Genomic DNA, 12,408 nt, shown 5'->3' with positions numbered 1-12,408 from the left:
AGGCCCCGGTGTCGGGCGCAATCATGAAGAGGATTCTTGGCCATCAAGATCAAGTGGGTTTTCGCCAGTTGGGTTTGCTGTCGACCTGGCTGTTACTTTTTGAGCGATGATCAACACTTCTTTCAGCGAGTCAATGGTCTTTCCCTGGACTGAAATATTAGTCGCTGCATCTGATATCAATGCCGGGCCATTGCTCTCTTCTGTTGCTGCCTGGATTGGTAACATTGATCATTGCCACTCGGTGGAGCCATCCATTGGTGGCGCCCCGACTGACCCATGCCAGCGGGCCGGTTGTGCTGAGCTTGAACCCCATCTGCTGATCAGTCTTCAGGGAGAAGATGATTGCCTGTGCGGGGCTTGGTACGCATTGCCTTTTTGAACCATTACCCAGCTGAGATGCGATTGGCTGTCAGCGAGTTGTCTCGGTTGAATCTGCCGGCAGAACCACCACTTTTCGGCTGCGGCCGACCGGTAAAGAGTCGGGAGCCGGCAGGGTCAGTAGCCCGAGGAGCCGGGTGGCGGAGCACTGGCCGGAAACCGCTTCAGGAAAGTGGCCACCTCGATCGGGCGGGGCTGGTCGTAGCCAACCGGCAACCAGATGTCGCCGGCAGCGGAGCCGAAGTGGATGTCCCAGTTGTAGAGCCCCACATAGGCCCTGGGGTCCTCCTGGATCAGGGAGGCGTAGGTGAGCACGGCGATGCCGTAGTTGTCGCTGTTGTTGTAGCCCCAGAGTCCCTTGCGGATGTCCTTGAGGCCTCCCCGGCGAACGAGGTAGCGCGCCGCGGCCTGGATGGCGTCGTGGGGATCGCGGATGCTCCCCTTGCCGATGCCCGCCTGGCTCCAGGTGGTGGGCAGAAACTGCATCGGCCCCTGGGCGTTGGCCACCGACACCCCATCGATGCGGCCCATCCCCGATTCCACCAGGTTCACCGCCGCCAGCACCTCCCAGGCGATGCCGGTGGCCGTCTCGGCTTTCTTGTAGTAGCCGATCAGGGCTTCGGCTGGCTCTGGTTGGATGATCCGCCAGGCCGGCAGGGTCGTGGGCTTGCGGCCCCGGCGATGCATGGCCAGAAAGGCCCGCCGCGCCACCAGATGCCGGTCGTAGGTGCTCAGCCAGGCGGCGGGAAGGAAGCGGCGCACCTGTTGCGAGCGGGTTTCCTGGTGTGAGAGAACCCGATAGATCACCTGCTGCTGATGGCCGAGGCCCGGCAGCTCGGCGGCGGGGGTCTGCGGCGAGCGCAGGGCCTCCTCCACGCCAGCCAGCAGGGTCGCCAGCTCGGCCGGATCGGTGGGAACAAGGGGGTACTGGCGGCCGCTGGCATCCCTGGGCCGGGCCGGATCAGCGGGCAGCAAAAATGCGGTGGCATCTTTAACCACAGCGGTCTTGGGGATGAACGGCGCTGGGCAGACGGCCAAGCCCATTGTCAGCATCAATGCCCCTCCTCCAAGGACAGCGCCTAACAACCTGGCGGAAGGCCTTCTCATCGTGATGAGGCGAACGAAAGTTATGGGATTAAATGGTACCCGTGCTAGAGCAAGTTCCGCTTATGCAGGGTCTCACTGTTGATGATCTTGAGGCCGCCACCATGCACTTCCTCAATGATGCCGCGTTGACGCAACTTGCTAAGGATGCGTGATGTGGTCTCTCGGGCCAAACCGGATAGGGACGCTAGCTCACGATGCGGAAGGGGAGGAATGACCGCTGTGGGGTCGGCGCCCTGGTGTGTCCGCACTGCGATGTCGCAGAGCGTGGCAAGCAGGCGGGTCGTGGCATCAGCTCCGCGCAAGGTGAAACGACGGTTGAGATCCTGCAACCGCCTGGCTTCAAGCCTGGCCAAGGCGAGGGAAAGCCTGGGTTCACTGTTCAGGAGTTCGCGAAAGGGACTGACCCGCAGGAAAACGGCTTCACATTGCGTGAGGCTGACGACATCGGCTGAGCGGCGGCCGTTGTTGAGAACAGCCATTTCCCCACACACATCACCCGGGCCGAGGAGGGAGAGCACGGCCTCCTCGCCATCGTTGTTGAGACGGCGGACCTTGGCGATGCCATTGCGCAGAAGGATCAGGCCCTGGGATTCATCCTGATCCAGCATCAGCATCTGGTCAGCGGCAAAGGTGACCCCCCGGTGTTGCTCCAACAGCCTTTGCCGTTGCTGTTCGCTGAGCAAGGCGAACAGGGGGATTTCGGCAAGATCAGAAGCTTTGGTGGGGCTTTGCGTAACCATCCGGCCCTCGCCTGGTGATTCAGGAACCAATCACTGTCCAGACATCAAAGCGGGTTGATCAATTCCTTCGGTGACATCGCCAGATGCGGGATGGAAGTTCAGGATTGGACCCTAAGATGGCATGTCCGCTCGATCTGTGATCTGGATCACAACGACCCCGACCGGGAGTTGCTCCAATGACCCAGGACATCGTTTCTTGGTCCAGTGATGCGTCTGAAGCAGACTGCTAAGGGCATCCGGGGAGTCGGACGATTCCAGATCGGGGTGGTCACCCTTTTGCTCTTCCCCCATGCAGCCATCGCCGACGTGGTCGGGGGGGGGCTGGGCACCCGGGTGAACGGTGCCACTGAAGGCCGTTGCAGCAGCGGTTTCTGCAGCGTTGGCGGCGGCACGGCGGCAGGCCCCAATCTGTTTCATCGCTTCCGCCAGTTCGACACCCGCGGCGGGATCAACGGGGTGGGGATCGATACCCAGGGACGCGCCAATGTAATCGTGGGGGTCAGCGACCGGCTCGGCACCTTTCTCGACAAGACGCTGAGTCTCTCGGCCCCGGCCAATCTGTTCTGGCTCTCACCCGGCGGCATCTGGCTGGGGCCTGGGGCCAAGGTGCAGAACACCACGAATCTGCTGCTCTCCACCTCCACAGGACTGAAGCTAGGTGCCAGTGGCTTTTTCGATGCCGTTGGTACCGATGCCACCGCGGCTGGTGCCCTGAGCGCACCGCCGGAGCTGAGCTGGCAGGCGCTCAAAACGAGTTTGGGAACCCTGGACAGCCTTGGGTTGGGGACAACCAATGGGTCGATCGTGTTGGCCGGTGGTCGGTTGACGGTGGACCGGTCCCTGATTCTGGAGGCCGGCAACGGTGCCATTCGCAGCGAGGCCGGCGGCAACAGCCTGCTCGCGGCGGGTTCCCTGCCTCGCACCGATGCCGGTCTCGATCGATTGCAGCTCGGCGCCCAGCAGATCGAGCTGAACGACATCCAGTTGACGTCCGGCCAGCCCGGCCAACGAGGGGCCATCGACCTCCAGGCGATCGATGCCCTTCAGTTGCAGCGTTCAATCCTGGAGGGCAAGCAATTGTTCCTGCGGGCCGGCACGGTTTCGGTGACTGAAAACAGCAGGCTGCTGGCGCCGAAGGGATTGATCCGCCTGGAAAGCCTCGACCCAGCCCAACCGTTATCCGTGGTAAACAGCAGCTTGGATGTGGGTGTTTACACACTCGAAGACCTAGTCTCTCCCATCACCTCCGTCGTATTCGATAGCGGGGCGACGCTTATCAAACCTGACCCTGACCCGCTGATCGGCCTGTTCTCCAAGGGCGACATCCTTGTTGATGGATCGTCTCTAAACGCTTCCCAAATTCTGACACCGCTCATGGAGCAGAATCCAGCTCTGCCGCGCAGCGCGATTCAACTCACAGACACCAGCGGCACTGTAGTGCTGGCTGCTGATGGTGGCATTGAGTTCGGCAGCAGTGTGGCCCGTGCCGACGCCTCGCACAATCTGGCGGGAAACGTTGCCTTCCAGTCCAAAGGCCTCGGAGGCCTCAACGTGTCCAACTCCCTGTTGAGCGCCAGTGGAGGGGCGGGATCAGGAGATCTGCGGTTGAGCAGCACTGCAGGCATTGATCTGATCAACAGCCAACTGATTGCCGAAAGCAACCATTTCCCAGCAGGCTCCGAAGGGAGAAACGGCTGGGAGACAATCAGTAACTTTGCAGGAGGGGAAATCACCCTCCTCAATAGCTCGACGGATCGAGGAATCGCCATTCGAGGCTCCACGTTGAATGCCCCGTATCACACGTCCGCCGGACCACTGGAGAACCGCACATTCGTGAATTCCCAGGAAAATGGTCCCATAGTGCGTTTCACTGACCGAACCGACGGCACAGACAATGCCGTTGATGGAGACACCGGATTTACTGTTTTGGGGGGAAAGATTCGCTTGATTTCACAAGCAGGTATTCATGTCACAGACCGCTCCACTCTGTATGTTGACAGCTCACCAAGCCTCGGTGGTCAGCTTGAAAGCTTCGGCGGCAGTATCCAGATCCTCACTCTCTCGAATGACAGCCAGAAAGGAGTAACCATCGACCAGGAATCAACGCTGACAGCACGCACCGGTGGAACCCTGTTCAACACCGCCAAGGATCTGAGAAATGATTTCTTCTTCGGCCGAGGGGGCCGGATCGACCTTTACAGCAATTCGAGTATCGCTTTGACCAACGCCACACTTGATGTGAGCAGTAGCAATACAATCACCCCAGATCTTGGATACCCGTTTCAGCCCGATCCGTTCGGCTTCCAAGGGGCGATTCGGGCCGACAGCCGTGGTCCGCAAACCATCAGCAACACCAGGTTCAACATCAGCGGTGATCAAGCCACCCTTGCTCCAGCCGGCCACGTGTCTCTCACAGGCCTTGGTGCGATTAACACCATCAACAGCTCCATCACGACTGGACGCACGGCATCAGCACTGGATCCTGCAGCAACCGGCTCCATCACGCTGCGATCGGCTGCGGCCCTGTCCGATGTCTCTGGCCTCCTGCAAACTCCTGGAGGATCCCTGCAGATCAGCATCGGCTCCCCTCAAGAGGTTGGCGGGGAAATCCAGGCAGGCTTTGACGAACGTCGGTACGCTCTTCAGGAAGTCCAAGGAGGCATTCAAGTCGATGGTGGTAGGGCGATCGATACCGTTCTGGACGGTACCGAAGGGCTTGTGAACAAGAGCCGTGAGACAGGCCTGGTCAATGGGTACACCATCGTTATTGAGCCTGGGGGGGGCACCAACAACCCAATCATTGTTGATCGGCCTGAACAAAAGATCACATTGATCACCACCACGCCGGATGAGAAACGCACCTCCACCTCGATCACGTCGGCATCCTCGAACACTCCGGCCTCACTGAATCCGGTGGACTTCCCATGGGAACCACCACCCCGTGACTGGTGGTTCCCCCCCGCGCCCTTCACGGCCGTTCCCCCTGTTGTGCAGCCTCCACTTGGCGGTGGAGCGATCACGATGAACATGCCAACACCTGAGGGTGCTGGGGGCTCGCTCAGCGAAGGGGCAAAGCTGGTTGCAGTGAGGATGCCAATCCCGTCTCAGGGGCCCTCGCCCCCACCGTTGAACACGGTGCGGCTGCTGAGTTTTCCCGAAGGGGCGGATAGCTTTGAGCGCGGAGAAAGCCTTGCTCTGAAGACAACCATTCAGGCTCTCGGCCTCGAAGCTGGTGAAAACACCGTGGTGCCAAGCGTGGCCAGGCTGCAGGAAAACCTGCGGGCGAGTGAGGCCGATCGGCGCCATCAGGCTCTTCCCCCTTTGGGGATGGAGGGTGGCCCCGGAACGCCCTATTCCCCAGCCATCCTGAGGTTCAACGCCTGGCCCCTGCCGACGGGTGAGGTGTTGATCGATGTGGTGTTGATCCCTCCCCACGGTCCGTTGCTGGGTTGGCAGCACCGCGTCAACCAGCAGGCCCTCCATCAACTGATTGGCAACGTGCAGCGACAGTTCAGCCGCATGGAATCGCTCGATCAGGCCGGGCAAACGCCAGATGGCCGTCAGCTCGCCTCACTCCTGCTGGCGGATGTTCTCCCCGTGTTGGAGAAGGAACGGATTACATCGGTTCTTCTTTCAGCGGATCGGAAGCTTCAGGCGATCCCCTTTGCCGCCCTTCCCCTCACGGAAACCAGCTTTTTCGGTCAGCGCTTTGCCCTCACCATCACTCCCTCCCTTGGCCTCACCGATCTCAGTACGCCATCCCCAGATCCAGGAGATGCTCCCCGGCGCATCCTGCTGGCCGGGGCGAGCTTTTTCCGTTCGGGCCTGGTTCCACTTCCCCTCGTCAAACAGGAACTTGGGGAGATCTCGACCGGTGAGCTCTCCGATCTACTTCTGGATGATGCGTTCAATGGGGCCGAGCTTCGTGCCCGGATCAACAACACCAACTACTCCCAGATCCACATCGCCACCCATGCGGAACTGAGCTCTGGCCCAGCAGGCCTCGGCATCCTCCACACCACCAATGGAACACTCAAGCTCGCTAGCTTTCAAGGGGGAAAACGTACACCGAATCGGCTGGATCTGGTCAGCCTCAGCGCCTGCCGAACAGCCTTGGGCGACGAGCGCAGTGAGCTTGGCCTGCTTGGAGCGGCCCTGACCTTCGGTGGCCATTCAGGGCTCGGCACTCTCTGGTCGGTGGACGACGTCGGCAACGCGGCCTTTTTCGTCCAGTTCTACCGCTACCTGCAAAGAGGTATGACCAAGGACGTGGCCCTGCAAGCCACGCGCCGGGCCTTTCAGCAAGGGGACATCAGGGTCTCCGGATCCGATTTGATCGGGCCTGGCGGTCACGTTCTGATCCGTGACCTCTCACGCAGTGATCAGGCGCGATTTTCCCAAGGCCTCACCCATCCGTATTACTGGGCAGGTGCCTTGCTTACCGGCAGGCCCTGGTAAAAATGCATGAGATGTATCCACTAGCACCTTTTTTAACTGCTCAGAGAATATAGTTTCACAATTTTATAGCATGAACCATCCCAACGCTCTCCCTCTGCCCTCCTTGATTCCAAGCTTGATCCGTTGCGGTATCACTCTGCTTGCTGCGATCGTGATCGCTTGGGTCATCCTGCCGGAACGGGCGTTGGCAGCCCAACCGAACAATGTCGTGATCTGCAAAACTTCGAATTTAGGCGATCCAAGCTGTAGGCAAAACCCACTAGGTCAACCGCCAAAAAATACTGTATTCTGGCATCCCCAGGATGCTCCTCCAACAAATCCTACTATCGGAATTTCTGGCAAGATTTCGAGACTTACCTTGGCTGGGAACCTCCCCTTGAATGGAACTGGTAACGGCAGTTCTACTGTCGGTCCGAATATAATGGTGGGCAACATTAGCTCAAACACCTTTGTTGGTGGTCGTCGATCCACTACCTATGTGCTGGGTAACTCTGCCCAAACAAACATCACCAGGCTGCCCTCTTGCGCCGCAACAGGCAGCATAGATTGCCTTGCCGTAAGTACAACCGGAATTGCAAGCGAACAAGATCGTGTTACGTTTGGATCCAGCACGAACGATGCCGTCTATATCAATCGAGCCATGGAGACTGGTACATGCCTAAGCGGCCTCTATTACTGGAATTCGAATGTGAGTAAATTCGTCATGGGAGCCACTACCTATGGCGGCGGCAATCTCAATTCAACAGGCGGTTGGATCGGTGGTGATTGTCCAATCACCCCTGTTCCCTGACCATCCCCTTCAAGCCATGAACAACACCATCGAACCATCTGTCGAGCCGCTCAACAGTTTCAGGCCCAAATTGCTGGCCCTATCCCTTGGGCTGCTTGCGGCTCTTCTGATTCTTGCCCTCCTGTTTTGGTCGCGCTGGCCAGGTCGCGTGGCCCCACTTGAACCCGTGCCCGGCGTCGCCAGGCTGGTGGGATTCTCACCTGCGGATTCTCTACTGGTCTTCGACCCGGATGATCAGCGGATGATGTTCAACGGCAAGCAATTGGAAGCAGGCAGCCAGACGATCTTCATTGCCCGGTTGCCTCAAAATAGCGAGGAGGGCCTTCAGCTCCCTAGCCAAGGTTCCCACATCCCTTTGGTTTACTTCCCCACCCGCGGGCTTCTGGCGAGCTTCAGCAACGACACCCAGGCCTACGGAAGTGAGGGCAATCCTGGAACCGTCATCGCCGAATTCACCGATCGCCGCGGCAGGCCGCTGGCCATTGAACCCGCTGATCCGTCCTTGAACGTCCTGGACACCTCATTCGTGCTGGTAGCAGAAACTGGGCCCTCTGAGAATTCCAAGGCCGAGCAGCCATCGCCTGAACCGGTTCCTGCACAGGAACCAACCGCCACCATCAAGCGTTGATCGCCCTGCAGCTGCTTGCCCAACTCGTCGCCCCGCCCCTTCAACCGGGGCCGGTGCGCTTGCCAGGTTCCGGCATCGTTCAGCCGCCTTTGGCACCGGGCCAGCAACTGCAGCCAATCCCGCAGCTTCAGCTGCCAAGCGAGGAGGTGGTGCCCAGCCTGCCAAGGGAGCCGCAGCCGGAGCCCCCCCATGGGAGCCAACCCGCTGAACCAGGTCCGCAGGTTCTGCCGCGGGTCGAAGGGCTGGACCGCTACAGCACCGATGAACTCAGGAGGATCCTGGCTCCCTGTGCCGCCATCGCCGATCCCGCCCAGAGGCTGAGCGCCTGTGCCGCCGCCCTCACCACCCGGCTGGTGCTGGATGGCTACGTCAACAGCAGGGTGTATCCACTGGCCACGCCCTTCCCAGGGGTGTTGGAAGTGGTCGAGGGGCGGATCGTCGAAATCACTATCACCAGCACCAGCCCACGCCTGACCCGAAGGCTGCAGAGGGTGTTGCTGCCGCTGCAGGGCACGGTTCTGCACCTGCCCAGCCTCGAGCTCACGATCCAACGGCTTCAACAACTCTCCGGTGTTGGCCAACTGGACGCCAAGCTCAACCGGCTCGGTGGCGACTCCACCCGGGCCGTGCTGGAGGTCAACGCCGAAGCCGCTGCAGAGCAACTGCAGGGAGAAGTCGCCCTCCGCAACGACGGCAATGGCGGCAGCGGCCAATTCCGGGGCCTGGCCACCCTGCTGAAGAACAATCTCGCCCTGGGCGGTGACACCCTGCTGGTGTTCGGTGAGCTCGACACCGATTCCAATCCCAGCCTGGGCTACACCATCGGCTCGATCAGCTACAGCCTGCCTCTGGGCGATCGCCTCGCCTTCACCACCGCCTTCGGCTTCAGTCGCCGCAATCTTGTCGAAGCCAGCCCGCCGTTCGATCAGCTCTCCTTTCGCCAGTTGCAACTGCTGGGGCAACTGGAGGTCACCCTTTGGGAAACCCTTTCCAGTCGCTGGTCCGCCTTCGCCGGCCTCAGCGTCAGCCGCAGCGACGCCTACCTGGCCGGAGCCAGCTTCCCCGCCATCGCCGGCGGGGGGAGCGAAGGCTGGCTTCGCACCGGCTTTCTGAGAGCGGGCATCAACGCCGAGGGCAGCGGTCCCGGTTTCGCCTGGAGCGGCGGTGTCTACGGGCTCCAGGGGATTTCCGGCCTCAGCACCACGGCCCAGCTGAACTCCCTGGCCTCGTTCGGGATCCAACCTGGAGAAGCCCGCAGCATCGGCGGCCAGCTCAACGCGGCCTGGGCCCTTGCCCCCCGCTGGCAGCTCCAACTCGGCGCCGCGGGCCAGCTTGCTTTCCAACCGCTCACCGGCCCGATGGGCTTTGCCCTTGGCAGCGATAACGGGCTGCGGGGCCTTCCTGGCCAGGTGATCAGCGGTGACAGTGGCCTGCTCGGAAGGGCCGAACTCAGTTGGAGCATCTGGAGCCAGGGCCAGAGCCTGCTTCAGCTGGTGCCGTTCATCGGCGCGGGCGCAATCCGCACCGAAACACCCGATGGAACCCTCACGGACAGCGCCGGGGCCGGGGGGCTCCTGCTGCGCTGGCTGAATCGATCGGGCTGGCTCGTCGAGTTGGGCTGGACCAACCAGTTCGGCACCGAACAGCGACCCTTCTTGGGAGATTGGCTGCTCGGAAGTGGGATCTACACCAAGCTGAGCTATCGCTTCTAGTTCCGCCCGACGTCATGGCCCCCAAGTGGATGGATCGGTCAATTCCGGGGCGCCCTGCCTGGAAGCGCCTGCGGCACCTGATTCCCTATGCCGCGGCCCTGGTGCTGCTGGTGTCGCTCCGTCAGAGTCACCTCAGCGAGAGCCTGAATCTCCTTCTCTACGACCTGGTCACCCAGTGGCGAGCCGCCCCCTCTGGTCGGGAAACGCCGATCGCCATCATCGGGATCGGGGAAGCGGATCTGAGGAAACTGGGCTGGCCCCTGGATGATGGTTTGTTGGCAGAGGCGATCGAGCGTCTGGATCGGGCCGGCGTCGGCGCCATCGGTCTTGATCTCTATCGGGATCTTGGTGTCGGCATTCATCAAGAACGCCTGCGCGCCTTGGCAGCCCGCCACGGCCGCCTGGTGTCGGTGTATAGCGCGGTGGACCGGATCGGTGCGATTCCGGGAACCCCGCCAGACCGACGTGCATACATCGATCTGACGATTGACCCGGATGGTGTCGTGCGCCGTGATCTGCTCCATGTGCGCGGACTGGGCCCAGAAGGGGTGAGCTTGCCGATGCGTCTGCTTGAGGTTGCCACTGGCAAAACCCTGTTGCGGCAGCGGATTGAGCGCGGCGATTCGAACCTTTCAGGCCTGGAGCAATCCGGCGGTGGCTACACCGACCTCGACAATGCCGGAGTGCAAAGAATGTTGGCCTTTCACCGGGCTGGAAGTTTCCCGACCTGGAGCCTGAGCCGGTTGCTCAGTGGAGGGGTGCCCACCGCCGAGCTGAGGGGGAAGATCGTGCTGATCGGCAATCTGGCGCCCTCGCTCCGAGACAGTTTCCGTGTCCCCTTCAGCCGATTCGGCGCTGCGCGGGGCCTTAGCAAGATGCCGGGGGTGGAAATACACGCCCATCGCACCGCGGCCCTGCTGGCCCAGGAGAACAGCCAATCCTTCGGCCTGATGGCGGCACCGGGCTGGGCGAATGGCCTTCTGGTGTTGGCAGGCCTGGGGCTTGGGATCGGCCTCGGAGAAGGGATCGGAAGCCTGCGCCGCAGCCTGGCGGCCGTCGGCGCCGTGGCTCTCCTGGCTGCCCTTGCCGGCGCGGTGGCGCTGGGCCAAGGGGCCTGGTTTGACGGCGCGCTGCCCCTGGCTGCCCTGGCGGCTTGCTCCGCCGCCGCCTGGACCCGCCGTGGCATGGAAGAGCAAAGGCAGGGCCTCGAACTGGAGCGCCTGCTGGGCCAAACCACCTCGGCTGCCATGGCCCACGAACTTCTCGACAAGCGGCAGGGGCTGCTGGAGGGCGGGCGATTCCCCGGTCGCCAAGTGTGCGTCACAGTGCTGTTCGCGGACATCGCTCAATTCAGCAGCCTGGCCGAACGCCTCGATCCAGATGCTTTGCTCATTTGGCTGAACCGGAGCATGGGCGTGATGGTGTCATCGGTTCACAAGCATGGTGGGCTCGTCAACAAGTTCACCGGCGATGGGCTGATGGCCGTGTTTGGGGCCCCCCTCAGCCAGGGAGTCGCCGAAGACGCGACCGCCGCCGTCAACTCGGCCTCCGCCATGCGTGAACAGCTCCGGCAATTGAATGGATTCCTGAAGCTGGAAGGCCAACCTTTGCTGCAACTGCGGGTCGGCTTGCACAGCGGTTGGGTCATTGCCGGGTCGGTCGGGAGCCCGGAACGATGGGAGTTCGGCCTGATCGGTGATGTGGTCAACTGCGCCTCCCGAATCGAATCCTTCGCCAAAACAACCATCACCCACCATTGCCAGGTGATGGTGTCATCCACCACCCATCGGTTGGTCGTTGATCGGGTTCAGGGTGCCTGGAAACCCCGGGGGATGGTGCCGCTTGGTGGGCGCTCGGAAGGGCTGGAAGCCTGGGAACTGATCGATGGGGCAAGCCCCGAGGCTCCTGACAACCCCTCGCAGGACACCGGGAGACGTGCTGGAAGTTGACCCATCAGGTGCTCATAGGAGAACACGGCCAGCAATCCGGCGGTGGCAATGGTCCCCCCGCAGGTTCGGCTGAGCAGTTGGATCTCCAGCACGGCCTCCTGATCATCAGCGCCTGGGAGCGGCTTCAGCAACGAACGGGCTGGCGGAGCGCCGGACAGCCCTTCAGGTTGGTCCGCATCCTGGCAACGGGGAAAGCTTTCCCAGAGCACCTCGCGATCGATGGACGGAATCGTCAGCAGCCGCACCCCGGCGGGCCTCGGCGGCAGCGTCCACAGTCCAAGCGATTCCAGGCGCACCATCAGGGGCCGAGGATCGGGACTTTGTCCTTCCAGGAGAGCGATTCTGCGGGCCTTGCCCGGAGCGAACCGGCTGTCTAAAGGCACCAGGTGGGCTACCTTCCGGGAAAGGCACAGATCCCGGCTGCCACCTGCCTCCCGATAGACGGGAAACTTGCGGCTGTTGTCTCCTGCTGTGGCCTTCGGCGCGACAAGAGACAAGACCGGCAGGATGGCGGCCAAAGCTGCCCGGATCGTGAGCCTTCCGACCCTGGGGGAAGAAGTTAGTGGAGATGCCATGGACCGGTCCCTCATCGGGTGCAACCCAGTCTGGTGATCGATCCTGCACTGAGACAGTGACCAAGCACAAG

At 61.5% G+C, this 12,408-nt stretch carries 8 protein-coding genes; 5 read left to right on the top strand and 3 right to left on the bottom strand.

Annotated elements, in window-relative coordinates:
* Positions 1-21: 21 nt before the first annotated feature.
* The 3 genes from KQ307_RS03790 to KQ307_RS03780 all read right to left on the bottom strand — a co-directional run bounded on the left by KQ307_RS03790 (position 22) and on the right by KQ307_RS03780 (position 2,225).
* Positions 22-225, bottom strand: coding sequence for a hypothetical protein (locus KQ307_RS03790; protein WP_259726998.1), 204 nt, complete (start codon positions 223-225; stop codon positions 22-24).
* Between the two features lie 270 nt (positions 226-495).
* The gene (locus KQ307_RS03785) at positions 496-1,422 is read right to left on the bottom strand and encodes a transglycosylase SLT domain-containing protein (RefSeq protein ID WP_399242089.1); all 927 of its coding nucleotides are present in this window, start codon (positions 1,420-1,422) and stop codon (positions 496-498) included.
* A gap of 107 nt (positions 1,423-1,529) precedes the next feature.
* The gene (locus KQ307_RS03780) at positions 1,530-2,225 is read right to left on the bottom strand and encodes a Crp/Fnr family transcriptional regulator (RefSeq protein WP_259726996.1); all 696 of its coding nucleotides are present in this window, start codon (positions 2,223-2,225) and stop codon (positions 1,530-1,532) included.
* Between the two features lie 828 nt (positions 2,226-3,053).
* Here KQ307_RS03780 and KQ307_RS03775 point away from each other — a divergent pair.
* The 5 genes from KQ307_RS03775 to KQ307_RS03755 all read left to right on the top strand — a co-directional run bounded on the left by KQ307_RS03775 (position 3,054) and on the right by KQ307_RS03755 (position 11,762).
* Entirely contained in the window at positions 3,054-6,683 is a 3,630-nt protein-coding gene (locus KQ307_RS03775) for a CHAT domain-containing protein (RefSeq protein ID WP_259726995.1), read from the top strand.
* Positions 6,684-6,753: 70 nt separating this feature from the next.
* On the top strand, positions 6,754-7,473 hold the full coding sequence (locus tag KQ307_RS03770; RefSeq protein ID WP_259726994.1) for a hypothetical protein: 720 nt from the start codon (positions 6,754-6,756) through the stop codon (positions 7,471-7,473).
* Between the two features lie 16 nt (positions 7,474-7,489).
* Positions 7,490-8,101 (top strand): hypothetical protein, encoded by a 612-nt coding sequence (locus tag KQ307_RS03765; RefSeq protein WP_259726993.1) that lies wholly within the window; start codon positions 7,490-7,492, stop codon positions 8,099-8,101.
* Positions 8,098-9,813, top strand: coding sequence for a ShlB/FhaC/HecB family hemolysin secretion/activation protein (locus KQ307_RS03760; protein ID WP_259726992.1), 1,716 nt, complete (start codon positions 8,098-8,100; stop codon positions 9,811-9,813). Before KQ307_RS03765 ends, KQ307_RS03760 begins: the two co-directional genes overlap by 4 nt.
* Before the next feature lie 29 nt (positions 9,814-9,842).
* Positions 9,843-11,762: an adenylate/guanylate cyclase domain-containing protein gene (locus KQ307_RS03755; protein ID WP_259726991.1), complete on the top strand. Its 1,920-nt coding sequence runs from the start codon at positions 9,843-9,845 to the stop codon at positions 11,760-11,762.
* Positions 11,763-12,408 lie beyond the last annotated feature (646 nt).

Origin of the sequence: Synechococcus sp. CS-1326, assembly GCF_025128115.1 — a bacterium.
GTDB lineage: Bacteria > Cyanobacteriota > Cyanobacteriia > PCC-6307 > Cyanobiaceae > Regnicoccus.
This window is presented reverse-complemented; position numbering and strand designations above follow the sequence as displayed.